This window comes from Humibacter soli (assembly GCF_054779035.1).
Window position 1 is genome coordinate 1,557,473 of the sequence record NZ_BAAGYX010000001.1, and the last position, 25,119, is coordinate 1,582,591.

23 protein-coding genes and 1 tRNA gene are annotated in these 25,119 nt (G+C 66.7%); 6 read left to right on the forward strand and 18 right to left on the reverse strand.

Annotated elements, in window-relative coordinates:
* Positions 1 to 134: 134 nt before the first annotated feature.
* From ACYVDN_RS07305 to ACYVDN_RS07330, 6 genes are all read right to left on the reverse strand, one after another.
* On the reverse strand, positions 135 to 1,466 hold the full coding sequence (locus tag ACYVDN_RS07305; RefSeq protein ID WP_460569893.1) for an FAD-binding oxidoreductase: 1,332 nt from the start codon (positions 1,464 to 1,466) through the stop codon (positions 135 to 137).
* Entirely contained in the window at positions 1,463 to 2,734 is a 1,272-nt protein-coding gene (locus ACYVDN_RS07310) for a type III PLP-dependent enzyme domain-containing protein (protein WP_460569895.1), read from the reverse strand. Before ACYVDN_RS07310 ends, ACYVDN_RS07305 begins: the two co-directional genes overlap by 4 nt.
* Positions 2,734 to 4,011, reverse strand: a complete 1,278-nt coding sequence (locus ACYVDN_RS07315) for an MFS transporter (protein WP_460569897.1) — start codon at positions 4,009 to 4,011, stop codon at positions 2,734 to 2,736. The genes ACYVDN_RS07310 and ACYVDN_RS07315 overlap by 1 nt, the downstream gene beginning before the upstream one ends.
* Positions 4,008 to 4,688: a TetR/AcrR family transcriptional regulator gene (locus ACYVDN_RS07320; protein ID WP_460569899.1), complete on the reverse strand. Its 681-nt coding sequence runs from the start codon at positions 4,686 to 4,688 to the stop codon at positions 4,008 to 4,010. The genes ACYVDN_RS07315 and ACYVDN_RS07320 overlap by 4 nt, the downstream gene beginning before the upstream one ends.
* A 138-nt stretch (positions 4,689 to 4,826) precedes the next feature.
* Entirely contained in the window at positions 4,827 to 6,413 is a 1,587-nt protein-coding gene (locus ACYVDN_RS07325; RefSeq protein WP_460569901.1) for an efflux MFS transporter permease, read from the reverse strand.
* A 2-nt stretch (positions 6,414 to 6,415) separates the two neighbouring features.
* Positions 6,416 to 7,816, reverse strand: coding sequence for a DUF2252 domain-containing protein (locus ACYVDN_RS07330; protein WP_460569903.1), 1,401 nt, complete (start codon positions 7,814 to 7,816; stop codon positions 6,416 to 6,418).
* 161 nt (positions 7,817 to 7,977) lie between these two features.
* Here ACYVDN_RS07330 and ACYVDN_RS07335 point away from each other — a divergent pair, with 161 nt between their 5' ends.
* Positions 7,978 to 8,655 (forward strand): amidase domain-containing protein, encoded by a 678-nt coding sequence (locus ACYVDN_RS07335; RefSeq protein ID WP_460569905.1) that lies wholly within the window; start codon positions 7,978 to 7,980, stop codon positions 8,653 to 8,655.
* A 90-nt stretch (positions 8,656 to 8,745) separates the two neighbouring features.
* Complete coding sequence (locus tag ACYVDN_RS07340) at positions 8,746 to 9,504, forward strand: potassium channel family protein (RefSeq protein WP_460569907.1); 759 nt, start codon at positions 8,746 to 8,748, stop codon at positions 9,502 to 9,504.
* Between the two features lie 5 nt (positions 9,505 to 9,509).
* Here ACYVDN_RS07340 and ACYVDN_RS07345 read toward each other — a convergent pair.
* The 10 genes from ACYVDN_RS07345 to ACYVDN_RS07390 form a co-directional block, all read right to left on the reverse strand.
* Positions 9,510 to 9,583 (reverse strand) — tRNA-Leu (locus ACYVDN_RS07345).
* Positions 9,584 to 9,746: 163 nt separating this feature from the next.
* The gene (locus ACYVDN_RS07350) at positions 9,747 to 11,138 is read right to left on the reverse strand and encodes an NAD(P)/FAD-dependent oxidoreductase (protein WP_460569909.1); all 1,392 of its coding nucleotides are present in this window, start codon (positions 11,136 to 11,138) and stop codon (positions 9,747 to 9,749) included.
* A gap of 39 nt (positions 11,139 to 11,177) precedes the next feature.
* Positions 11,178 to 11,693 (reverse strand): DUF501 domain-containing protein, encoded by a 516-nt coding sequence (locus ACYVDN_RS07355; protein WP_460569911.1) that lies wholly within the window; start codon positions 11,691 to 11,693, stop codon positions 11,178 to 11,180.
* A 4-nt stretch (positions 11,694 to 11,697) separates the two neighbouring features.
* Positions 11,698 to 12,147: an FtsB family cell division protein gene (locus ACYVDN_RS07360; RefSeq protein ID WP_460569913.1), complete on the reverse strand. Its 450-nt coding sequence runs from the start codon at positions 12,145 to 12,147 to the stop codon at positions 11,698 to 11,700.
* A gap of 39 nt (positions 12,148 to 12,186) precedes the next feature.
* Positions 12,187 to 13,467 (reverse strand): phosphopyruvate hydratase, encoded by a 1,281-nt coding sequence (eno, locus tag ACYVDN_RS07365; protein WP_460569915.1) that lies wholly within the window; start codon positions 13,465 to 13,467, stop codon positions 12,187 to 12,189.
* A gap of 177 nt (positions 13,468 to 13,644) precedes the next feature.
* On the reverse strand, positions 13,645 to 14,547 hold the full coding sequence (locus ACYVDN_RS07370) for a carbohydrate ABC transporter permease (protein ID WP_460569917.1): 903 nt from the start codon (positions 14,545 to 14,547) through the stop codon (positions 13,645 to 13,647).
* Positions 14,544 to 15,446 carry a carbohydrate ABC transporter permease gene (locus ACYVDN_RS07375; protein WP_460569919.1) on the reverse strand — a complete coding sequence of 301 codons (903 nt, stop codon included), beginning with the start codon at positions 15,444 to 15,446 and terminating at the stop codon, positions 14,544 to 14,546. The genes ACYVDN_RS07370 and ACYVDN_RS07375 overlap by 4 nt, the downstream gene beginning before the upstream one ends.
* Positions 15,447 to 15,538: 92 nt before the next feature.
* Entirely contained in the window at positions 15,539 to 16,915 is a 1,377-nt protein-coding gene (gene ngcE / locus ACYVDN_RS07380) for a type 2 periplasmic-binding domain-containing protein (protein ID WP_460569921.1), read from the reverse strand.
* Between the two features lie 66 nt (positions 16,916 to 16,981).
* Complete coding sequence (locus ACYVDN_RS07385; protein WP_460569923.1) at positions 16,982 to 17,740, reverse strand: sugar isomerase domain-containing protein; 759 nt, start codon at positions 17,738 to 17,740, stop codon at positions 16,982 to 16,984.
* Entirely contained in the window at positions 17,737 to 18,765 is a 1,029-nt protein-coding gene (locus ACYVDN_RS07390; RefSeq protein ID WP_460569925.1) for a MurR/RpiR family transcriptional regulator, read from the reverse strand. Before ACYVDN_RS07390 ends, ACYVDN_RS07385 begins: the two co-directional genes overlap by 4 nt.
* Before the next feature lie 94 nt (positions 18,766 to 18,859).
* On the opposite strand from ACYVDN_RS07390, the gene ACYVDN_RS07395 reads away from it, so the two are divergent.
* Entirely contained in the window at positions 18,860 to 19,837 is a 978-nt protein-coding gene (locus tag ACYVDN_RS07395) for an N-acetylglucosamine kinase (protein WP_460569927.1), read from the forward strand.
* 33 nt (positions 19,838 to 19,870) lie between these two features.
* On the opposite strand, the gene hisS is transcribed toward ACYVDN_RS07395, so the two are convergent.
* Positions 19,871 to 21,154, reverse strand: coding sequence for a histidine--tRNA ligase (hisS, locus tag ACYVDN_RS07400; protein WP_460569929.1), 1,284 nt, complete (start codon positions 21,152 to 21,154; stop codon positions 19,871 to 19,873).
* A gap of 147 nt (positions 21,155 to 21,301) precedes the next feature.
* On the opposite strand from hisS, the gene ACYVDN_RS07405 reads away from it, so the two are divergent.
* Positions 21,302 to 22,780, forward strand: a complete 1,479-nt coding sequence (locus ACYVDN_RS07405) for an MDR family MFS transporter (RefSeq protein ID WP_460569931.1) — start codon at positions 21,302 to 21,304, stop codon at positions 22,778 to 22,780.
* Between the two features lie 20 nt (positions 22,781 to 22,800).
* Here the strand turns inward: ACYVDN_RS07405 and ACYVDN_RS07410 are convergent, their stop codons facing one another.
* Complete coding sequence (locus ACYVDN_RS07410) at positions 22,801 to 23,460, reverse strand: nucleoside triphosphate pyrophosphohydrolase (RefSeq protein ID WP_460569933.1); 660 nt, start codon at positions 23,458 to 23,460, stop codon at positions 22,801 to 22,803.
* 67 nt (positions 23,461 to 23,527) lie between these two features.
* Between ACYVDN_RS07410 and ACYVDN_RS07415 the strand changes: the two genes are divergently transcribed.
* Positions 23,528 to 23,881 (forward strand): VOC family protein, encoded by a 354-nt coding sequence (locus ACYVDN_RS07415; RefSeq protein ID WP_460569935.1) that lies wholly within the window; start codon positions 23,528 to 23,530, stop codon positions 23,879 to 23,881.
* Entirely contained in the window at positions 23,878 to 25,083 is a 1,206-nt protein-coding gene (locus ACYVDN_RS07420) for a Na+/H+ antiporter NhaA (RefSeq protein WP_460569937.1), read from the forward strand. The genes ACYVDN_RS07415 and ACYVDN_RS07420 overlap by 4 nt, the downstream gene beginning before the upstream one ends.
* Positions 25,084 to 25,119: the final 36 nt, after the last annotated feature.

Genomic DNA, 25,119 nt, shown 5'->3' on the forward strand with positions numbered 1-25,119 from the left:
CGACACCCGGTCATCCTACCGGCCGGGTCGTGGCGAACCCGGCGTTCCCACGACACTCGAAGCTACGGATCAGCCAAGGCTCACCGTGGCGAACGCTGGACGACAGCGGCACGACGGATGCACCAGCTGAGGCCTCAGGTCGTGGCGACTCGAACGGGTCCGAGCACGGTCCTCAGGTACTTGTTCTCGAAGACTCCGGCCGGGTCGAGCCTGTCCCGTGCGGCGACGAAGTCGTCGAAGCGCGGGTACGCCGGCCGAAGGTCCTCGGCCGTTCTGGTGTGCATCTTTCCCCAGTGCGGGCGACCGTCGTGCGCGCGCATGATCGCCTCGACCGCGGCGAAGTATTCGGTCGGGTTCTCGCGGAAGTAGCGATGCACGGCGATGTATCCGGTGTCGCGGCCGTATGCGGTCGACATCCAGTTCTCGTCGGCGGCGGCAGAGCGCACCTCGACGGGGAACGAGACGCACCAGCCTCTTCGGCGGATGAGCGAGTCGACCTCGCGCAGCGCGGATGGCACCGCCTCTCGTGGCAGCGCGTACTCCATCTCGCGGAATCGCACGCCGCGGTTCGTCACGAAGACGCGCGGAGACAGGTCGGTGAACTCGCCGTTGCCCATCAGCCGGCCGGCGATCCGGTTCACCGGAGGCACCATGGCGGGCACGGCGGTTCCGAGCGCGCAGACGCCCCGGTAGAGGCCGTTGGCGATCAGCTCGTCACCGAGCCAGGCACGGAAGCCACCTCGGGGATTCCGCGGCGCATCGAGTGGGAGCCTGGTGTTCGTCTTGGTCACCGCGACGTCGGTGTGGGGGAACCAGTAGAACTCGAAGTGGTCCTCACGCTGCGAACGGTCGAGGTAGGCATCCAGCACGTCTCCGAGGGGTTCCGACGCCTCCACGGCGTGCAGCAGGAACGCGGGAACGCACTGGATGGTGATGTCGACGAGCACTCCGAGCGCCCCGAGTCCGAGCCGCACCGCGGGAAGCAAGTCGGCGTTCTCCGTTTCGTCGACGCGCAGCACCGAGCCGTCACCTGTGACGAGCGTCACACCGACGATCTGCGTCGCGAGGCCGCCGAACCGTCCGCCGGTGCCGTGCGTGCCCGTCGAGGTGGCGCCCGCGATCGTCTGCCTGTCGATGTCGCCCATGTTCTGCAGGGCGAGCCCGTATGGCGCCAGAAGCTCGGGAAGCCGGTAGAGATTGGTTCCCGCACCGAGGGTGACGCGGCAGGATGCCTCGTCGACGCCGACGACGCCGCTCAGCTCGTAGAGGTCGAGCAGCACGCCGGGCGCGACCGCGATGCCCGAGAAGCTGTGCCCTGCGCCGACGGCCTTGACGTGCAGGCCTCGGTCGGCAGCGGATGACACGGCTCGCTGCACCGCAGCGGTGTCCCTCGGCCGCTCGACGTGAGCCGGGCGGATCTTCTGACTGCGTCCCCAGTTGCGCCACGTCGCACCGGTGGCGGTCACAGGAACGCCTTTCCCTCACCGCGATAGGTCGGCACGGTGCCGACGACCTCACCGCCCACGACGAGCGTGAAATCGTTCACGTGCTCGCTCAACTCACCCGACTTGGTGTGCCGGAACCACACGCGGTCGCCGACGCGCAGAGCGGCCGCGTTCGGTCCGCTCACAGGGGTCTGCACCTCGCCCGCCATCTCGCGCGGCGCCATGCGCAGTCCGGTCGGCCAGGTGATGCGGGGCAGCCGGTCGACCGCCGGCGGGCCGGACGCCACCCATCCCCCGCCGAGCATCGTCGCGCTGCTCGGCTCCGCCTTGCGCACGACGTCGAGCGCGAAGGCGGCGGCGGGCGCCGGACGGAACGAACGGTAGTTGTCGAACAGGTGGCCGCCGAGCAGTCCGCTGCCGGCGGCGATCTCGGTGACGGAGGGGTCGGATGACGTGAACTCGAGCGATCCCGTCCCGCCTCCGTTCACGAACTCGAGGTCCGCGATGGCGCGAACGGCGTCGACGGCTGCGGCCCTGCGCTCCGCGAGCTCTGCCTTCGAGTTGCGCTGCATCCAGCGCACTGTGACGGCGTACCCCGGCCGGCCGCGCGGAGCGTCACCCTGGCCTGCGATCTGCGCCTCGTACGCCATCATCCCGACCAGTGAGAACCCGGGACGGTCCGCGACGGCACGCGCCAGGCTCGCCGCTTGCTCAGCGGTGTGCACCGGCGAGCGGAAGACGCCGATGCGTCCCGCAGGTCCGTACCACGAAGCATCCAGCTCGATGGCGACCCTGATCGTCTCGCGCTCGCCAGGGGCGACGAGGTGGTCGATGAGATCGAGGTGATCGACGGAGTCGACCATGATCGTCACGCGCGATGCGAGCTCCGCCGAGGATGCGAGACGGCGCAGTGCGGAGCGGTCGGTGCTCGGGTAGCCGATGACGACGTCGTCGATCGGGGCGTGCTCGGCGTCGCCCTCCGCCAGCCAGAGTCCCTCGGCGAGCGTGTAGGCGAGCACGCCGTGGTAGCCGGGCAGCGCCAGCACCGCATCGACCACGGAGCGCACGCGCACGGACTTCGATGCGACGCGGATGGGCTTGCCGGCCGCACGTCCCAGCATGTCGTGGGTGTTGGCGCGCAGCGCGTCGAGCTCGAGCACGGCGACGGGGGCGTCGAGGTGAGCCGTCGCCGTGGTCAGCGACGGCCAGTACAGTGCGGCGTTGCCCCATCGGCGACGGGAAGCCTCCGGCGGCAGGGCCAGGTCGATCGTGGATGTCAGGGCGGCCATCAGCGCACCGCTTTCACTCGTGAGACGGCGACCGCGCCGGCGAAGGCGAACACGGCCGAGAGGATGAACAGACCCATGAACCCGGTCAGGAAGACCATGAACGCACCGAGCAGCGGAGCCGCGGCCTGCGGAACCGCGGTGGCGATGTTCATGATGCCGAGGTCTTTGCCCCTGGTCTCCGGGTCGGGGAGCACCTGGGTCGCCAGCGCCTGGTCGACGGCGAGGAAGCATCCGTAGCCGAGACCGAGCAGGCCGGCTGCCACCATCGTGATGCCGAACGTCGGGACGAAGGCGAGGATGATCGCCGCGACCGCTTGCAACGCCGAGGACAGGAACACGAACGACTTGCGCCTGCCGAGCACGTCGGAAAGCTTGCCGAGTGCGAGGGCGGCCACGATCACGAAGACCATGTAGATCAGCACCAGAACGATCAGGTCATCCTGCGCGTGCTTGTCGTGCAGCCCGAACTCGAGGAAGTACAGCAGCAGGCTCGTGCCGAAGGCGTTTCCGAAGTTCACGAGAACGCGGCTGAGCAGCGTCCAGCCGAAGTCCGGGTAGCGCTTGGGGCTGATCCACAGGGAGTCGATCATGGCACGCAGAGACCACGGCGCACGCTGGCTCGGCAGGAGCACGGCATCCGGGATGAACAGGAACGGCACGACCAGCACGACGAGCAGCACCGCCATCGCCGCGTAGCCCATGAACGTGCCGAGCCCGAGAAGCGTGACGAGCAGGATGCCCCCGATGATGCCGATCGCCTGAGGCGCCGAGAGCCACCCGGAGACGTAACCGCGCTGGTCGACGGGCACCTGGTCGCTGATGGTCGCGGTGAGAGCCGCCGTCAGCACGCAGAATCCGGTGAGGGCGAGACACCAGAAGATGCCGATGCCCAGCATCGTGGTCTGCACACCGAGTACGAGCAGGGACAGCGCGAAGAGCAGGGCGCCCGCGAGGATCCATGGGCGACGCCTGCCGAAACGACTTGTCGTGCGGTCCGAGAGGGCGCCCGTGACGGGGAACGCGACGATGGCGAACAGAGCCGAGATGCCCGAGATGACGCCGAATGCGACGACGTTCTGCACCCAGTCGTCGGTCTTCAGCTGTTCCTGGATCTGCGAGGGCAGCAACAGCTGCACCGGGGTGAGCTGCGCCATCCAGACGCCGAACCAGGCGAGCGCGAACGCGGCGATCCAGCGCCCGCCGACGCGACGGACCGGCTCCGCGAAGACGGCGACGGTCATCGGGGCACCCGGCATGGCGGTGTTCTCGGCGGTCATGCGCCCGCTCCGCCCACCGAGGCGTCTTGAGGCGTGGCGTCACCGAGCTCGCTCTCCTCCGTCGTCGAGCCGGAGAGCGGTTCGCTCAGGCGCGCCAGCGAATCCGCGGCGATCTCGATGAAACGCGCAGCGGCTTCGTCGTCACGGGTCGCGAGCCATGTGGTGGTGAGTCCGTCGGTGAAGCCGACGAGCACCTTGGCAACCTGATCGACAGGCACCGTCCATCGGGCGCCGACGAGCTGCTCGGCCGCGGTGAGCGACGCTTCCGCGAGCTCGAAGTAGCTCTCGTACTGCTGTGCCGCCAGCTGCTCCGAGCCGGGTGTGCGCTGCGAGTACTGCGCAAGCTCGAACATCGCTCGTTCGTGATCGGGGTCGGACTTCACGCCCGCGAAGTAGTGCTGAAGACCGCTGCGCAACGCATCCCGCATGCCGGCCGGGGCCGCCTCGGGGGCGATGGCGGGGAGGATCGAGGTCTCCTCGCGCTCGACGACGTGCCGTACGACCTCGCGCATCAGCTCGTCGCGGGATTCGAACGCGTAGTGGAACGATGCCTGGGGCATCCCTGCCTCTGCAGCGATCGCGCGGGTGGTCGCCGCGGACATGCCCTGTCTGGCGATCACGCGCAGGGCGGCCGCCACGAGGGCGACGCGGCGCTCGGCGACGGACATGCGCGTCATGCGCTCGTCCGTTCGCGCTGTGTTCCGAATAGGCTCACGTGTCGCTCCTGCTCTCCATCGGGCGGAACTGGGTCAATTGACCAAGTATGCACGATGAAGTCCGGATCCGACACCATCTTCGCTGTTCGGCCGAGCAGATCAGCCCAACATCGTCTCGGCACCCGACGGCCTCGGATCCGGCAGGCGCCGCATGCGGAAGCCGTTGACGATGCCGACACCTCCGGCGAGGATCGGCACGAGCAAGGCGATCTGCAGCGCGAACGGCCGCGCCTCGGTGTTGATGCGGATGACCTCGGCCGCCGCCTCCGGTGGCTCGTCAGCGAGGAGTTCTTTGAATCCCGTGTTCGACATGAGTTGGGCATCCTGCTCGAGCACCGTCGAGACCTGCTGCTTCTGCTCGGAGGTGAGTACCTTAGACGACTCGGTGAGCGAGGTGAAGGTCGCGGCGAGCGTCGCGAGCATGATCGCGCCCGCGAAGGCCAGCCCGAACGACAGGCCGAACGATCCCGCCGCCGAGTTGACGCCCGCCGCCTCGCTCACTCGCTCGTCCGTAATGGGTGACAGGGTGAAGTTGTTGAGCTGCGACACGAGGAGTCCGAGGCCGGAGCCGGTGATGATGAGCGGCACGAGCAGGTACCAGCCCGACGTCGCGATGGGAACGATCGGCTCGAGGATGACGAGCCCCGCCACCGCGAGCACGAATCCCCACAGGATCAGATTGGCCGGGCGACCCTTGGCGATGCGTCCCGCCAGCAACGCGACGACGAACATGCTGAGCGACAGCGGCGCGATCGACAGGCCGGCGAGTAGAGCGTTGTACTCGAGAACCATCTGGAGGTACAGCGGCAGCACGATCATCGTGCCGCCGAGGGCGATCTGCTGTGTCAGCTGACCGCCGACACCGGTACGGAACGGCTTCGACGAGAAGAGAGTCGGATCCAGCAGCGTCGGCTTGCCCGAGCGCTTGCGTGCCCGCAGCCAGATCATGAGGCCGCCGAGCGCGACGACGCCGAATGCGATCACGATCGCGACGTATTCGCCGCCCTCCTGCCAGATCAGGATGCCCAGCACCACCCCGCCCATGCCGACGACCGAGAGCGCGGCGCCGACGAGATCGATCGAGCGCTCGCCGGTGTAGGGCACGTCCTTGACCATGGGAAGGCCGAGGAGCACGATGCCGATCACGACGGCCTCGAGCAGGAAGCCGACGCGCCAGGAGAGGAACGTCGTGAGAAAGCCTCCGAGCAGCGGGCCGAGCGCAGCGGCGATCGCCGCGGACGCCCCGACAAGTGCGTAGACGCGCTTCTGGTGGTCGCCCTCGAAGTTGCCGTGGATGAGTGACTGCATCGCGGGAAGGAGCAGCGAGGCCCCGATGCCGCCGATGACCGCCCAGAACACGATGATCGCCGTGAGGCTGTTCGCGAGCGTCATCGCAATGGCACCGATCGCGTAGCCGAGAAGGCCAAGGGTGTATGCCCTCTTGCGGCCGATGAGGTCGCCGGTCTTGCCGCCGATGAGGATGAACGCGGCGGAGACCAGCGCCTCGAGGGCGATTGCGCCCTGCACGCCGCTCGCCGTCGTGTCGAGATCGTGCACGACGGCCGAGATGGACACGTTCATCAGGGACGTGTCCACGACGAGCACGAACATCGCCATCGCCAACAGGATGGCGAGCCGACCGTTGAACTTCGCAGTGCGAGCAGTGGCGCCGGACCCGGCGGTCATGGTCAGGCCTCAGCGACCTCACGGTGGCGGCGGAAGAGCTCCCAGTCCGCATAGGAGAGCTTGGCGTAGGAGTACGCCCACTCGAGGATCGCTTCGCCGACGACCCGTCCGCCGCCGACATATCCGGCGACGGGCGATGAATGCGGAGATTGTCCGTGCGCGCGGGCGAGCGTCGCGGCGCATGCCTCCGCGTACCAACGGAAGGACGAGTCGTCGAGCTCGTCGATCTCGAAGCCGCCCTTCTTGTCGTGGAGCTGCCGCACATAGAAGTAGCGGTGGTCTCCGGTGTCGGGGTCGATCCCCATCAGATGTCCGAGGAATGGATCGGAGACAGCTTGGAGGCCCCGCTGCATGGCGACGACGCGACCACCCTCGCCGTGAAGCTCGATGTACCGCGCCACCAGCTCCGGTTGCTTCACCTTGCCGTGCTCGATGAGGACGCTGCGTCCAGCCTCTTTGGCCTGCAGCATCAGGGCTCCACCGTCGCCGTCCTGCATTGCGATGACGTAGCAACGGGTGCCGACGCTTCCCACGCCGACGACCCGAAGTGCGACATCCGCGAGCACGTATTTCTGAAGCAGGATGCGGATGTCGACGTTCGCCGAGAGCACGTAGTCGTTGAACACCTGCAGTACACGGTTTTCGACGACAGGGCTGACGTGGGTCATCGTCGGCGGCATCTCCTCGAACAGCAGACGACCAGCCTCGTTGCGTCTCGTCAGCTTGCGTGCGGCGCGCGCACCCGTCCGCTTCTCGGCGCTCTTGATGGCCTGATCGATGATCTCTCGAGTCTTGTCGTCGGTTGTGCGCGCCGCCGCGACCGCGTCGAATCGTTCGTAGTAGCGCTTGAGAGGGCTGCGCCGCGCGCCCGTCTCCATCGAGCGCGCATAGGTGCGCACGGCCTCCAGCGCGGCATCCCGGATCACGCTGTCATCTCGAGACGTTGACTGCCCCGCGATGACGACGCTTGTGATCAGACGCTTGAGATCCCACTCCCAGGGCGCCCACGCCGCTTCGTCGAAGTCGTTGAGGTCGAACACGAGCGTGCGCTGCGGTGATGCATAGAGCCCGAAGTTCGATACGTGTGCGTCACCGCACGACCCGACGAGCAGGTCGGTGCTCGGGCACCGCGCCAGATCCGCCGCCATCAGAGCGGCCGTGCCTCGGTAGAACGTGAAGGGGGTCTCGGCCATGCGCTGCGTGCGGATGGGCACGAGCTCGGGAACGCGAGTCGCGTCCTGCGCATCAAGGATGGCCATGGGGTCGCGAGCCCCGCCAGGAAGTTCCGCGAGAGACTCACGCGGAACGCGATCACGCGCTTCTCGTCCTTCGGCGAGCTCGTCCTCGAGCGAGGCGGGGAGAGCCCATGAACTACCGATCGGATCGACATTGATTGTCGGCATACGCTCAGTGTCGCACCAGGAATTGCGCAGGGGAAGATCACCTGGGCTCGCGGCGCCCCTCGGCGCGGCCGGCGAGCTGACGGGGGAACCTATCGCCCGCGTATCGAAAACGCAGTACGCCGGCGATACGGGCGTCTTGATGGGATCGATACGTGACTCCAATGCGTTCCACGACCGATCAGCACGGCAGAGAAGCCCCAATCCGAGGGCGGCTCGCACGAGTCCTCGTCGCGTTCTGCGTCGCATTTCTGGCGACGGTAGGCCTCAGCGGGTGCACACGTGCCGCGAGCATCGACGGTGCGGGCGAACAGTTCGAGCACGCCGGCATGATGTCGCTGCCGACCCCTGTTCAGAATCAGCTTCGCTATGTGGACGAGTACTGGAAGTCCTACAACACCGCCCGATACGGCGACATGAATGCTGTCGGCGGAGACTGTGCGAACTTCGTCAACCAGACGCTGGTGGCCCGAGGATGGCCGATGACCGACGCCTGGCACAATGACGGCCCCGGCAAGGGTCACACGCTCTCCTGGAGTTACGTTCCCTCCATGGACTCGTACTTCGCCGAAGACGAGGACGACCTCGGTCTGCAGGAGTTCGACCTGAGCGACCGCTCGAAAGTCGCCGTCGGCGATGTCGCGATGTTCAGCTGGGAGGGCGGAGACCTCGACCATGTGATGGTCGTGACGGGCGTCGACCACAACGAGGAGAACGGCGCCGATCATGTCGACGTGTATCTGAGCGGTCACAACCTGGACGAGCTCGACATGAGCCTGGACGACATCCTCGCGAGGTACCCGGATGCCAGTGGGCACTTCTGGCACCTGGATGACGCGTGATTCTCGACGCCGTTCATCTCGCGGTCGCAGAAGGTGATGCCAAGGGCGCGCCCTCCCACCACGCGGGCTCGGCTGCGTCATGATTCGCGTGTGGAGGAGACCACCTGGCGAAGGCGCACCGAGCTGCCCTTGATGATCGCGGGCTTCGCCTATCTCATCGCGTACTCATGGTGGGTCATCGCCGATCTCACCGGCGCGGCGGAGGCCGTCGCAGTGACCGTCGTGCTGGTCACCTGGGCCCTGTTCATCGTCGACTACCTCGTTCGGCTCAGCCTGGCCGAACACAAGTGGACGTGGTTCCGCACCCACCTGGCCATCCTCGCGTTCGCGCTCGTCCCCGTGCTCCGGCTCGTTCGGCTGCTGCGGGTTCTGACGCCCATGCCCGGCGTGAGATCGACCCCGGGCAACCGCATGCGCACGGAGATCTCCGTGTACGGTGCCGGCGTCACGGTCATCCTGATCTATATCGCGTCGCTCGCGGTGCTGCAGGCCGAGCGCCACGCCCCCGACGCGAACATCACCACTTTCGGCATCGCTGTGTGGTGGGCGTGCGTGACGGTGACGACGACGGGGTACGGCGACTACACGCCGGTCACGGAGACCGGTCGTCTGGTCGGCGTCGGGCTGATGTTCGGCGGGATCGTGCTGGCCGGCGTCATCACTGCGACGCTCGCGTCGCTCATCGTGGAGAGCGCGTCGCGGAACAGGGATGACCATGAGCCGGCGACCCGCGCGCAGGTGCGTGCTCTCATGGACAAGATCGACGCGCTGACGGCTGTCATCGAAGGAAGACGCGACAGCGGTGCCGCAGGTCCGCAGGTCGATCATCCGCCGAGCGACGCGAAATGATCCCGTGCCCCCACTGGGACTCGAACCCAGACTGAAGCGATTTTAAGTCGCCTGCCTCTGCCGATTGGGCTATAGGGGCGCGCTGGAGCTAGGAGCAGAGGCCCGGTGGGCCTCTGCCGCGACGCCAGCGCCGCGCGAGCTACGCTCGCGCGGTTACCTGCAGGCTATAACGCGCCGCCAACGGTGAACGCGCAGAACGGCCGCACGGAGACCTTCCCGTGCGGCCGTTCGATACGACTCACTCAGCCGGCGACTGCAGCCTTCGCAGGCTCCTTCGTCTCTTCCGCCTTCGGAGCCGCGGCCTCGACCGGCGGCTTCGGGCGGGCGGCGAACTCCTCGAACGCCTCGCGCGGCTGCTGGATCTTCGAGAGCGACACGTTGTCGCGTCCGAGCCAGAAGTCGAGCCACCAGTCACCGAGCACGCGCCACTTGCGCTCCCAGCTCGGCATGGCAAGACCGTGGTAACCGCGGTGCATGAACCAGGCCGGCCATCCCTTGATGGCGATCTTGCGCCACTGGTAGACACCGATGCCGAGACCGAGGCCGGCCACAGCGCCGAGCGGCTTGTGGAAGTAGTCCTTGATGCCCTCGCCGCGCAGCGTCGCGACGATGTTCTTCGCAAGCAGCTTGGCCTGGCGCACAGCGTGCTGCGCGTTCGGAACCGTGTTGCCGCCGACGCCGAAGCCGGACAGGTCGGGAACGGCAGCGACGTCACCGCACGCCCAAGCGTCGGCGACGACGTCTTCGCCGTCCGTCGTGACGCGCAGGTCGGCACGGGTCTTCACACGGCCGCGCTCCTCGATCGGGAGGTCGGTGTGACGCACGATCTGCGGGGTGGCCATGACGCCGGCGGTCCAGACGATGAGGTCGGACTCGAAGCTCTCCCCCGTGCTGAGCTGGATGACGCCGTCGACGGCGCTCTGCAGCTGCGTCTCTAGGTGGATCTGGGCTCCGCGCTCGGCCAGGTTCTTGATGACCCAGTGGCTCGTCTCGAGCGAGACCTCGGGCATGATGCGGCCCATCGCCTCGATGAGGTGGAAGTGCGTCTCTTCGAAGGTGATCTCGGGGTACTGCTTGAGCAGCGCGCTGGCGAAGGCGCGCAGTTCGGCGAACACCTCGATGCCCGCGAATCCGCCGCCGACGACGACGAACGTGAGCAGGCGCTCTCGCTCGGGGCCGGCGGGGAGCACGGCGGCCTTGGCGAAGTTGTCGAGCACGCGGTCGCGGATCGCGACGGCCTCCTCGATGTTCTTGAGGCCGATGGCCTGGTCCGCGACACCCGGGATCGGGAACGTGCGGCTCACGGCACCCGCGGTGATCACGATCTGGTCGTACTCGAAGTCCCACGGCTCGCCGACAGGCGGCGTGATCGTGGCCTTCTTCTCGGCATGGTTCACGTACGTGACCTTCGCGCCGATGATCCTCGTCTTCTTCAGGTGACGACGGTGGGAGACCACCGCGTGACGCGGCTCGATCTCGCCCGCCGACACCTCGGGCAGGAACGGCTGGTAGGTCATGTAGGGAAGCGGGTCGACCAGCGTGACCTCGGCCTCGCCCTTGCGCAGCCACTTCTCGAGCTTCCAGGCAGTGTAGAAGCCGGCGTAGCCACCGCCGACGATCAGGATTTTGGGCACAGTACAGCGTCTCCTTGAAACAAAAAGTTTGGTATTAATCTACCGCACCGGGTAGTCAGCACATTCACAGGCATCCGGCGACCAATCGCCCCTCGCCAGTGCGAGGTCGCCGATGGGGTTCACGCCCGGTCCTGCTGCCAATGCGTGGGCGGCCAGGGCGTGCAGGCACTTCACGCGCGTCGGCATGCCGCCGGCGGAGAACCCGGCGATCTCTTCCACATGATCGATGCGGTCGCGATCGGCGAGATACGTGCGATGAGCGGCCTCGTATGCCGCCCTCACATCTTCGTCCTCTTGGAGCAGCTCCGCGAACTCGGCCATCACGCCCGTCGCCTCGAGTCGCGACATCGCTGCTGTCGCGGCCGGATGGCTCAGGTAATAGAGCGTGGGGAACGGCGTGCCATCCGGCAGCCTCGGCGCGGTGGCGACCACTGTCGGCGCACCGCACACGCAGCGGGCGGCGATGCCGACGACACCGCGCGCCGGACGACCGAGCTGGGCGGAGACGATCTCGATGTCGCGGTCGGACACCGGGTCGAACGGTGGTGTTGTCATGACCTCACTTCGTGAGCTGATCGGCGGTCTGATCGGTCAGTCCCGCCGTCAAGAACGACCCGGCGAGCGAGTCCAGCCAGTCGCTCTTGGTCGTCTGGATGTCGGTGCTCACGTCTGCGGCCTTCTTCTTCGGTGCCGGCGGGCGATCGTCGATGACAAGATAGCTGGTCTCCCCCGGCATCACGAACAACAACCGGTCTCTGGCCTGAGTTCTGATGTAGTCGGGATTCTGCCAGTCCGACTGCTGCTTCGTGAGGTTGGAGACCTTGCCGGCCGTGTCGGAGTTGCTCTTCTCCAGCGCCGCGATCTCGTGACGCTGATCGATGTACAGGTGCAGCGTCGGCGCGATCACCAACACTCCCATCACGACGAGGCCCAGCATCACGAAGCTGAACCAGGAGAATCGGATGCCGCGCAGCCATTTCGCGGAAACGCGTCGGTTCGGGGCGGCCATTGATCAAGCTTCTCGCATGACCGCCCCGAGACCGTCCAACTACGCCGTGAAGCGGGGGAACGCGCTGCGGCCCGCGTAGACGGCGGCCGTGTCGAGCTCCTCCTCGATGCGCAGCAGCTGGTTGTACTTCGCCACGCGCTCGCTGCGCGCAGGAGCGCCGCTCTTGATCTGACCGGAGTTCACCGCGACGACGAGGTCGGCGATCGTGGTGTCCTCGGTCTCGCCGGAGCGGTGCGAGAACATCGTCGTGTAGCCGGAGCGATGTGCGAGCTCGACGGCGTCGAGGGTCTCGGACAGCGTGCCGATCTGGTTGACCTTGACCAGGAGCGAGTTCGCGACACCGAGTTCGATGCCCTTCGCGAGACGCTTCGGGTTGGTGACGAACAGGTCGTCGCCGACGAGCTGGATCTTCGAGCCGAGCTTGTCGGTGAGCAGCTTCCAGTTCTCCCAGTCGTCCTCGGCGAGGGCATCCTCGATGGTCACGATGGGGTACGAGTCCACGAGGTCTGCGTAGTAGTCGATGAGCTCGGGAGCCGACCACGGCTTCTTGTCGAGGGTGTAGACGCCGTCCTCGAAGAACTCGGTCGCGGCGGCATCCAGTCCGAGCGCGATGTCGGAGCCCGGCGTGAAGCCCGCCTTCTCGATCGCCTTGACGAGGAAGTCGAGGCCCTCGCGGTTGCTCGGAAGGTCAGGTGCGAATCCACCTTCGTCGCCCAGCCCGGTGCTGAAGCCTGCTGCCTTCAGCTCCGACTTGAGCACGTGGTAGGTCTCCGCGCCCCAGCGAAGCGCCTCGCGGAAGCTCGAGGCACCGATCGGCGCGAGGAAGAACTCCTGCATGTCGATGCCGTTGTCTGCGTGCTCCCCGCCGTTGATGACGTTGAACAGCGGAACGGGCAGAACGTGGGCGTTCGGCCCGCCGATGTAGCGGAAAAGGGGAAGGTCGGCGGCGTCGGCAGCGGCGCGCGCGACGGCCAGGCTCACGCCGAGGATGGCGTTCGCGCCGACGCGGCTCTTGTTCTCGGTGCCGTCGACCTCGAGGAGCGTGGCGTCGATTCCGCGCTGGTCGGATGCCTCGAAGCCCTCGATCTCCGGGCCGAGCTCGTCGAGCACAGCGTCGACGGCCTTCTGCACGCCCTTGCCGCTGTAGCGGGACTTGTCGCCATCTCGGAGCTCATAGGCCTCGAAAGCGCCTGTGGATGCACCTGACGGAACAGCGGCACGTGACACCGTGCCGTCGTCGAGCAGCACCTCGACCTCAACGGTCGGGTTGCCACGGGAGTCGAGAATCTCGCGAGCGCCTACAGCCTCGATCAGAGCCACAACGATCTCCTTAGGGATCTGGAAAAGGGGGACGGACGACTGTCCGAGGTCAGTCTAGTGGCGGGCCAGTGCACCCCCGATCGCACGCAAGAAGAGGGCGGTCGCTGTGCGCGACCGCCCTCTTCACTCCGAGAACATGGTCCGTTCGAGATCGACGACCTCGTCGAGTGATGCCTCTTACTTCATCGTTCCCTGGCTCACCGAGCCCTGCAGCTGACGCTGGAAGAAGATGTAGACGATCAGCACCGGGATGACCGTGATCACCACTGCGGCGTACAGAGCACCGAAGTCGACCGCGTATCCGGCCTGAGAGGCGAACTGCGCCATCCCCTGCGTCAACACGTAGTTGCTCTGGTCGGAGTTCAACGCGACGGGCAGGAGGTACTGGTTCCACAGACCGAGGAAGTTGAAGATCGCGATCGCTGCCATGCCAGGACCCGCCATGGGAAGCATGACCTGGAAGAACGTGCGCCACTCGCTCGCCCCGTCGACCTGCGCCGCCTCGTAGATCTCATCGGGCAGGTTCTGGAAGAAGGCGTACAGGAAGAACACGGTGAACGGCAGCGCGAAAGCCACGTAGGTCAGGATCAGGCCGGGCAGCGTGTTCAGCAGGAAGATGCTCTGCAGGATCTTGAACAGTGGCACGATCGCGAGGAACGGCGGGAACGTCAGTCCAGCGAGCATGAGCCAGTAGATCGCCCTCGCGCCGAAGAACTTGAACCTGGCGAGCACGTAGGCGCACATCGCACCGAGGATCATCACGATCACCAGCGCGCATCCGACAACGATCAGAGTGTTCGCGAAGTAGCTGCCGATACCCGACCCGTTCCACGCGTTCACGTAGTTCGAGAAGTCGAGTTTCGTCGGCAGCCCGAACGGCGACGCGAGGATCTGCTTCGTCGTCTTGAACGACGACATGAAGACCCACAGCAGCGGGATTCCGACGATCAGCGACCATGCGACGAGAAGCACATGCGAAGCCGTACCGACGGCGACGTCGCCGCCGGTGAGCTTCTGCTTCCTGCCGCGGGGACGAATCTTGCCTGCAGTGGGCTGCGTGGTCTGAGCCGTTGCGGTCATGACCTGCCCTCCTCTCGTCCCTTGCTGAGTCGGTTGACCCCGAACACGATGGCCGCGAAGATCAGCGTGATCACCGCGAGCACGACACCCATGGCAGTCGCGTAGCCGAACTGGCCCTTGCGGAACGCCGTGTTGAACAGGTCCTGGCTGATCACCAGGGTCGTGTTGTTGGGGCCGCCGGCGTTCGGGAACAGCGCCGACATGTAGACGAAGGAGTCGAGTGCCGCGATGCCGAGGTAGATGTACGCGGTCTGCACGTTGTCGCGGATCGACGGGATGGTGATCGAGACGGCAGTGCGGAAGCGACTCGCGCCGTCGAGACGCACGGCTTCGTAGATCTCGGCCGGGATGCTCTTGATCGCCGCGACGAACAGCACCGTGTAGAAGCCGATGAAGCCCCAGATGATGACGAACATCGACGCGGGCATGGCTGTCGCGACCTCACCCAGCCAGGCGAAGTTGGTGAATTGCTGCAGACCGATGGCCGTGAGGAAGCCGTTCAGCAGACCGGCGCTCGGGTCGTACACCTCGGCCCAGATCAGGCCGATCACGATCGCCGGGATGCAGTACGGGAAGAAGGAGACCGTTCGGTAGAAGCCGGAACCCTTGACTCCGCGGATCTGGCCCTTGCTCGGTCCGGCGACGGTGACGATGCTCGCGATGATGAGCGCGACCACGATGGTCACCAGGGGAACGATGATGCCCAGTTGGATGCAGTTGATCACCGCCTGGATGAAGGTGCTGTCCTGCGAGAGCTTCACGAAGTTCTGGAACCCGATGAAGTTCATGTTCGGCGTGAAGCCGTTCCAGTCGGTGAGCGAGTAGTACACCGCCTGGATGAACGGCCAGATCACGAAGAGCAAAAAGACCGCAAGGGGGAGGATCAGAAACACCGCCATGAAGCTGACCTTGTCGAAGGTCAGCTTCTTGCGGCGCCGCCGGGGAGGCGGGGCGACCCGCCCCCCCGACGTCGTTGTGCTGGTTGTAGTTGTCACTTGGATGCCGCAGCGTTGTCCGAGATCTTCTGCATCTGAGCCGTCAGCTGTGCGGCCGTGGCCTGCCCTGACAGGAACGAGTTCCAGATCACGAGCTGGTCGGTGTTGAGGCCGTACAGGCTGGAGAACTCGTAGTCGAAGATGTTGTTGCCGGCATCCGAGAGCATCTTCGCCTGCGACACGAGGGCGGTCGAGCCGAAGCCGTCCGCCGGAACCAGGCCCTTGACGATGGTCGGGGCCAGGCGCGTCTTGGTGAAGTTGGTCGCCGCTTCCTTCGACAGCATGGCGCGCAGGATCTCCTTGCCGCCCGCCACGTTCTTGCCCTGGGACGGCACGATGTACGGCTCACCTGCAGCCGCACGAAGTGCCTCGTAGGGCAGCTTCGGCGCGTCGGTGACCGTGGGCTCCGGCGCGCCTGTCATCTTGAAGCCCGACGCAGTGGCGTTCTTCATCTCGTTCTCGATCCAGCCACCGGACGGGTAGAGCAGCGCCTGCTGGTCCTGGCTCCACTTGGCCTGAGCCGCCGTGAACTGGGTGCCTGCACCACCAGGAACGAAGTACCCGTTCTTGACGATGGTCTCGAGCTTGGCGAAGACGTCCTGCACCGGCTTCTGCGACCAGGCGTTCTTCTCCAGGTTGTTGAGAGCGTTCATGACATCGAGGCCGCCCTCCTTCACCGCAGAGTCGATCGCCATCGTGAGGTAGTATGTTGCGGCTTCCTTGCCCCAGACGAACAGGTACTTGCCCTTGGCCTTCGCCTTGGCACCCAGGTCGATTGCCTCGTCGTAGGTCTTCGGCGGAGTCCAGCCGTTGGCCTCGAACAGGCTGGCCGAATACCAGATCGCGTAGACGGTCATCACGTAGTTCATCGCCACGAACTTGTTGTCGAACGTGCCAGGTGTCTTCACGTTCGGGTACAGCGTGTCGTTGATCTTCGTGCCCTCGTAGTTGTTCGCCTCGAACACGTCGTCGAGGGTCTCGAGGCTCTTCAGGATCGTGTTGAACCCGATCTGGTTCGCACCCGAGTTGTCGATGAGGTCCGGCGGGTTGCCGGCGACGAAGCGGGGCTGCAGCGACTGCGCGATGTTGGTCTGCGGGGTGACCTTCGACTTGGTGCCGAACTGCTTGTCGACGACCTTCGAGGCGAACGTGACGTAGTCGTAGCCGTAACCGCCGTTGAAGATCACGGCTTCGATTGCGGAGCCGTTCTTGAGTCCGAACGGGTTCTTGGCCGACTTCGTGCCGCCGCCACCGGTGCTGCCGCCGCCTGACGAGCAGGATGCGAGCGAGACGGTGATCGGAACGGCGACCGCCGCCGCGAACGCGCCGCGCAAGAAGTTGCGCCGGTCGAGTCCCCTACTTTCTGTGCTCATTCGATTGCTGCCTTTCCATTTTCTCGGTGTTAGGTGGTGCTTTTCGGATGACCGCCCGTCCGCCCGTCAGGCGGTACGGCTGATGCGGTCTTGGTACAGGTCTTCGAGTGCCTTGTTGTGCTCGTCACCGCCGGGGATGTTGGCGGAGATGTAGACCGGTGGGGTTGTGCCCGACGCGGCGATGCGCTCGGCGACCGCGATCGTGAGCAGCTGGGCGATGAAGGCCGCGGTGATCGACGAGATGGCGCCGACCCCCACCCCGTCGCCCAGCTCGAGCGTCGCGTCGCCATATGGCGCCTTGTTGTCGATGACGACGTCAGCGATGTCTCGAAGCTTCAGCCCGCTCGGGTGCTTCGGCTCGACGGCATCGGTGTGCAGCAGGCTCGTGACGGCGATGACCTTGTGTCCGGTCTCCTTCGCCTTGAGCGCCATGCCGACGATCGATCCGTTCACGCCGGAGTTCGAGGCGATCAGGAAAACATCCTCCGGACCGATCGGCGAGATGCGGAACAGCTCGTCGACGATGCCGGGGTCGCGCTCGAGTTTGCTGCCGGAGCCGAGGATGTCGGCGCTGCGGTCCCCACGCAGAACGGCGTCGCGCAGGGCGATGCGGTTCGTGGGGATGAGGCCGCCCGCGCGACCTGCGATCTCCATGGCGAAGGCCTCCGAGTGTCCGGTCCCGAATGCCTGCAGCACTCCCCCGGCGTTGATCGCGTCGACCAGGAGGTCGATCGCCGGGTCGAGGGCGCCGGCGTTCGCCTCGGCAGCCAGTGCGTTCAACCGGACGGTGGCTTCGGCGAGGAAGTCGTCGTAGAGGCGGGTCATGCATGCTCCTTCTCGTGCTGGGTGGGCTCGTGCCCCGCCGAGACGTTCTGCGCGGGGTCGTTCTGAGCGGGCTCCTGTCCACGCCGCGGTCGTGCCGACCGGCGATGGGGAGCGACCGCGAGCGCCGAAGCCGACAGCGTTGTCGTCGTGCGACCGAAGTTCTTCTGGGCGACCAGCAGGTAGAGCAGATCGAGCACGAACAGCTGCGAGTGCTTTGCCGACAAGTCGTCGGGCTGCAGGAACTGTTCGAGCGCAAGGGTCACGATGTGCTCGTCCGCGAGCTTCGCCAGCGGCGAGTCGGGCGAGTTCGTGATCGCGACAGTGAGTGCGCCTGTCGACTTGGCGCACTCGAGCATCTGGATGGTCTCCTCGGTGCGGCCGGTGTTGGAGATGGCGATGGCGACGCAGTGCTCGTCTTGGAGCGCAGCGCTCGTGAGCCCGGTGTGCACCTCGGGCCACGCGTGCGAGTTGATGCCGATGCGGTAGAGCCGCGATTGCATCTCCTCCGCCATGGTGGCGCTACCGCCGATGCCGTACAGGTCGACGTGCTCGCACGTCGCGATGTGCGACGCGATCCGCTCGAGGCGGGCGAGGTCGACGAGCTCGGCGGTCTCGTGCAGCGACCGGGTGTGCGCCGCGAGCAGGGTGCTCATCACCTCGGTGGGCGAGTCGTCAGGGCCGAATTCGCGGCCGATGTCTTCGCTCCAGGTCTCTCGCGCGCGCTCCCTGCCGACATCCGACGCCACCGCGACGCGCAGCGGAACGTAGCCGGAGAATCCGATGGTGCGGCAGAAGCGCGTCACCGTCGCGGGCGACGTGCCGGCAGACTCGGCGAGCTCGGTGATCGAGAGCCGCAGCGGGGCATCCGGCGAGTCGAGCAGCACGGCCGCGATCTTGGCCATTGCCTGCGACATCTGCGGAAGTCGAGACTGGATGCGCATGCCTACCCCCGGTCCGGTGACGGCTGCGGGGACCGACAACGCAGTCGCGTCAGCCGCGCTCGTCAGGTCTGAAGCAACGTTCACGTGAAAATCCGTCTCACTTCATCGGGGGATGGTTGAAAAGTATTATCAGGACTGCACGAGCCGGAATTCAAGTCCTGAAACAGAAAAGTGATCTATGGGAAATCTGATCGCCGTCGATGCTGGCGGCACGTCGACCAGAGCAGTCGTGCTCACGCGCGACGGAAACTGCCTCGGCTACGGCGTTGCGGGGTCGGGCAATCCGATCTCCTCCGGCACGGAGCACGCCTCTCGTGAGGTCGTCTCCGCGGTGTCCGCGGCGCTCTCTCGCGCCTCCTCGCACGATGACGTCGACGTCGCCGTGCTGGCGATGGCGGGCTCTCGCGCGCACACCTCGACGGACTGGATCATCTCGGCGCTGAACGGGATCGGCATCACCGGACCCGTCGAGCTCGAGTCCGACCTGCTCGCCACGTTCTGCTCTGGGGCATGGGAGCCCGACGGCTACGCGATCGTGGCGGGCACCGGTGCTGCAGCTCTCCGGGTGCGCGACGGGAAGGCGGATGTCGCAGCAGACGGCCTCGGCTGGATCCTCGGCGACGGCGGCTCGGGTTTCTGGCTCGGACGACGCGTCGTGCGAGCTATCGCCGCCGAGCTCGACGGGCGCGGGCCGCGGACGGCGCTGACGCCGCTGCTGCTCGACATGCTCGGCATCGCGCCCGACTACACGGTGGCCACGGACGGCCGCCCGGAGTCGCTGCGATTCCTGCTCGACGCCGTGTACTCCCTCCGCACCATCGAGCTGGCCCGCTTCGCCCCGCTCGTCTTCGCCGCGGCAGGGGATGACGTCGCGGCGGCGATCATCCGTGACGGACGCGCTGCGCTGAAGACGACGCTGCGAGCGGTGGCCTCCGCGCAGGTGCCGGGGCCCGTGGTCTGCGGAGGAGGCGTGCTGAGCTCGCTGGGTCTCGATGTCGATGGGCTCGCCGGAGTCACCGAGGTTCGCTCGGTGAGCGACGGGACCGCGGGCGCCGCTGTGCTCGCGCTCCGTCTCGGTGGTGTCACCGTTGATCGCGCGGTGTTCGACCGCGTGAACGCCACGCTGATCGCGCTGCGCTCGCAGCCGGCTCGATGATGCGCTTGTCGACGCCCGGGTAGACCGCCGGGATCAGCCCAGGTCGCGGAACTGCAGCTCGGAGACGTGCTCGAGGCCGGCGCCGACCGTCGCGAATTGGGTGTAGCCGGCATCCGCGAGCCGTTCGAGCAGCGGTTTGAGGTTCTTCACGCGCTTCTCGACGCGCACACGCGCGCCTCCGGTCACCAGGTCGCGCTTCAGTCGGAAGAGGATCGCGGGTTCGACCTCACGGTCGTAGACGAGCACGACGGAGTCGGCTGCGCTTTGCTCGGGTACCTCGACGAGGTCGACGATGCGCTCGAAGCCGAGCGAGAACCCGACAGCGGGAACGTCCGTTCCGAGGAAGCGCCCGATCATGCCGTCGTAGCGTCCGCCTCCGCCGAGCGAGTATCCCAGCTCGGGGTGCTGGATCTCGAAGATGGCGCCCGTGTAGTAGCCCATGCCACGCACCAGGTTGTGCGAGAACACCAGCGGGGTGCCGGGAGCGACCGCGTGCACGGCGTCGCGGATGTCGTGCAGGCTGCGGTAGGCATCCGTGTCGAGCCACGCGGGAGGTGGCACAACTCCCCTGTCGAGGTTCCAGCCGTCGTCCGGCAGCCCGGAGAGACTCTCGGCCACGACGGCCGACGTGGAGGCGTCGACGAGTCCGAGGTCGACGAGCTCGGCGACGACGCCCTCGACGCCGATCTTGTCTTCCTTGTCGATGGTGATCATCGCGCGCTCGTAGTCGGATTCCGCGATTCCCCACGACGCGATGAGCCCGCGCAGGATCGCCCTGTGGTTGATGCGGATGGCACACCCCGTGAGGCCGAGAGCCTCGAGGGTCGCGATCGTCGCGACGAGGAGCTCGATCTCGGCCGCCGTGCCCGATTCGCCGATGATGTCGATGTCGCACTGCACGAACTGCCGGTATCGGCCCTTCTGGGGCCGCTCAGCACGCCACACCGGCGCGATCTGGATGGCCTTGAACACGTTGGGCAACGCGGCGCGGTGACTCGCGTAGAACCTGGCGAGCGGCACGGTGAGGTCGAAGCGCAGCCCGAGATCGGTGAGGGACTCGAGATCCCCCACCGCCGCGAACTCGGCGACGGCCTCGGGGCTGAGACCCCTTCGCAGGATGCCGAACGCGAGCTTCTCGTTGTCGCCGCCGAGACCGGAGTGCAGGCGCGAGGCATCCTCCATGACCGGGGTCTCGATCTCGTCGAAGCCCTGTGCGGAATAGCTGCCGCGGATGACGCCCAGCGCGTGCTCGCGTCGGGCCTTGTCTGCTGGGAGGAAGTCTCGCATGCCGCGGGGCGGGTTCACCTGTTGGGCCATGCCTGTCATTCTTCCAGGGCTTTTCGCGCTCCGGCGCACGCCCCCGCGGGTTTCGAGACGCGCGCGGCTACGCCGCGAGCTCCTCAACCAACGGGGGCGAAACGCCCAGCGGGAATAGCCGCAGCCGGCTCGGGATTGCAGTGAGGGATGTCTGACGATTCGCCGAACCCGACCGTGACCCGCAGCAGTGTCGGTCTCCGTTCCGAACGCGGGCCGATTCTACTCGCCCTGATGCTCGCGACCTCGTTGGTCGCCCTGGACTCCACGATCATCGCGACTGCGTCGACGTCGATCGCGCGCGAGCTGGGCCACTTCGCGCAGATCCCGTGGCTGTTCTCCATCTACGTGCTGGCGCAGGCGGTCTCCGTGCCGATCTACGGCCGCCTTGCCGACTTCTTCGGCCGCAAGCACCTGATGCTGATCGGGATCGGCCTCTTCCTCCTCGGCTCCGTCCTGTGCGGGTTCGCATGGTCGATGCCCGTGCTGATCGCGTCGCGCGTCGTGCAGGGTCTCGGCGCCGGCGCGGTGCTGCCGATGAGCATGACGATCGCCAGCGACATCTACACACTTCAGGAGCGCGCGAAGACCCAGGGGTATCTCGCCAGCGTGTGGGGCATCTCGGCCGTTGTCGGACCGACCCTCGGCGGAGTGTTCAGCGAGTTCCTGAGCTGGCGGTGGATCTTCTTCATCAACATTCCGCTCTCGCTGATCGCCGCATGGATGCTGTGGCGCAACTTCACGGAGAAGCGCCAGGGCGAGCGGGTCAAGCCCAGCATCGACTACGCGGGCGCACTCCTGCTGACGGTGGGAACGGGGCTCGTCATCCTCGGGCTGCTCGAGGGTGGAACGGCGTGGGCGTGGAACTCGCCGACGTCGATCGTCATCTTCGCCCTCGGGGCGGCCTCGCTGGTGGCCTTCGTGCTCGTTGAGCGCAAGGCGAGGCATCCGATCATTCCGCTCGGCGTTCTGAAGCGCCGGGTGATCTGGGCCTCGACCATCGCCTCGTTGATCATCGGTGCGATCGTGCTGGGGCTCACGACCTACGTGCCGATCTACGCCCAGGACGTGCTCGGGGTGAGCGCGCTGATCGCCGGCTTCGCCGTCGCCGCGCTGACCGTCGGATGGCCGCTCACCGCGTCGATCGCCGGCCGGTTCTACTTGAGCATCGGGTTCAGGATGACCGCCGTGATCGGCTCATCGATCGTCGTGCTCGGCACTGCACTGCTGCTGTTGCTCGGCGCGGGGAGCAACATCTGGCTGGTCGGCCTGTTCTGCTTCGTCATCGGTGCCGGGATGGGGCTCACGGCCGTGCCGACGCTGATCGCCGCGCAGAGCTCGGTCGAGTGGCAGGAGCGCGGCCTGGTGACCGGCACGAACATGTTCGCCAGGTCGATCGGGTCTGCCGTGGGTGTCGCCGTGTTCGGTGCCATCGTGAACGCGAACGCGACGATCGGTGCGGATGGCGCACCGCATGGACCCCAGCTGGCGGTCGCAACGCACCTCGTGTTCCTCGCGATCGCGATCGTCGCGGTGGTCCTCCTGTTCGCCGTGCTGCTGATGCCGACGAGACGCGCCCAGCAGCTGAGCGGCATCGCGGCGTCGACAGGGGCCGTTCCGGCGCAGTGAGCCTGGCGCGTTCCGCGCGATCAGGCCTCGGCGACTCGAATGTCGGACTGGAGCGCACGAACCGCGACCCGCAGTGATCGTTCGGCGTCGATCCCCTTGGCGCGCGCTGCGGCGACCATGGCGAGCAGCTGTGCGCCGAGCTCGTCCTCGTCGTCGAACGTCGGGCCGGCGTCCGTCGCGACGACCGCAACACCGACACGGTTGGCGCGGCCGATCACCTTGTCGGCCAGCGCGAGTGCCGGCATCCCCTGGGGAATGCCGTCGAGCACGCTGCGCCGCTGCGTCTTCTCCGCGGCCTTCGCTGCGGTCCACAGCCGCAGAACCTCCTCAGGGGTTTCAGCCACCTCGTCACCGAAGACGTGCGGGTGCCTGCGCACCATCTTCGCCGTGACGCGTGCCGCGACATCCTGGATGTCGAACCGCTCGCCCGCCGTACGGGAGGCGATCTCCGAGTGGAACGCCACCTGCCACAGCACGTCGCCGAGCTCCTCGATGATCTCGTCGGTGGTCCCCGCCTCGATCGCGTCGACCAGCTCGTACGTCTCCTCGATGAGGTACGGCACCAGCGTCTCGTGCGTCATGGTCTGCGACCACACGCATCGATCGAGCACGGAGGCCATGGCGTCGGCGAAGGCGTCGAGTCGCGACATCCCCGGCTCGTCGTGTCGCTCATCGGACATCGCGTCTCCCCTCGCCGGGCTCATCGTTCGCCTTCATCGTGTCACGCCCGGCCCCTAGGCTTGGACGGTGACCAGTGTGCGACGGATCATCGTGTCGGTTTCAGATCTGCAACGTTCACTCGCGGTGTACTCGGGCAGTCTGAGCCTCCCCGTCACCTGGTCGAACGACGAGCTCGCCAGGCTCGATGCCGGCGGCGTCGAGCTGATGCTGCACCAGCGCCAGCCCACGCCCGGCGAGTTCGGCGTCACGGCCTCGTTCGCCGTCGAGGATGTCGACAGGGCGACAGCCGAGGCTGTCGCCGCGGGCTGCAGCATCGTTCGCGGTCCAGGCGACGAGCCGTGGGGCGAGCGGCAGTCCGTGCTGCACGACCCCGACGGGCACGTCGTCTGCATCGTCGGGCCGAGAGCGAACACGCCGTGAGCCTGATCAGGTCGGAGCGGGCGGCCGCCGGCATACTGCTCGGCGCTGCCGTGCTCGGTCTGGTGCTCGCCAACACGCCGATCGGCCCCGCACTGCTCGGACTGCAGGAGACTCATATCGGTCCGGCGGCCCTGCATCTCGACCTGTCGATCGGCCACTGGATCAGTGACGGCCTTCTGGCGATCTTCTTCTTCATCGTTGCCGTCGAGCTCAGGCACGAGCTGACCGTGGGCGAGCTCGACTCGCTCCACAAGGCGCTGCACCCGGCGATCGCGGCGGTCTTCGGCGTGCTCGTTCCCGCCGGGATCTATCTCGCGTTCACGGCGGGAAGCGGCCTGGAAGAGGGCTGGCCGATTCCGACTGCGACCGACATCGCGTTCGCCCTCGGGGTGCTCGCCATCTTCGGACGGGGACTGCCGAAGCGCATCAGGGTGTTCCTGCTCGCTCTCGCCGTGCTCGACGACCTGATCGCGATCATCATCATCGCGGTGTTCTTCACCGCCGATCCCAACTTTCTCGACCTGGGGCTCGCCGCGGTCACGACCACGGCCTTCGGGCTGCTGAGCAGACTGTTGCGCGGCAGGATGCGCGGACCGATCGCCGTGTTGATGGTGCTGCTCGCCATCCTGACCTGGGCGCTCGTTCACGATTCCGGCGTGCACGCGACGATCGCCGGCGTGGCGCTCGGACTGGTGATGTCGCGAGCACCGGCCAGAAAGACGACCCACGCGCTCGAGCCGTGGTCGAACGGGGTCGTGCTGCCGTTGTTCGCCTTCTCCGCGGCCCTCGTGGTCATCCCGGCCGTGCCGATCGATCAGCTGTCTCCGGCCTTCTGGGGCATCCTCGTCGCACTTCCCGTCGGCAAGTTCATCGGCATCACCTTCGGCGGTTGGCTCGGCGGCAAGGTGGGGCCGAAGAGCTCGCGCGCGAAGACGGGAATCGCGAGCACCCTCGCGGTCGCGGCGCTCGGTGGAGTGGGGTTCACCGTCTCACTGCTGATGAACGAGCTGGCGTTCAGGAGCAGCGCGACGGTGCGCGACGAGGGCACGATCGCCGTGCTTCTCGGCTCGGCGATCGCCATCGTCGCGGGGTCCATCGCCGTCGCTCTCCTGGCGCGACGGAATCGCCGCAGGCATCCGCACGGAGGCTCCCATCCGCAGGGTGGCATTCCTCGCCGTCCGCACGGTGACGTCAGTCTGTGAGCGCCCGTCTGCCGCGAGCGTCAGTCTTCAGAGAGC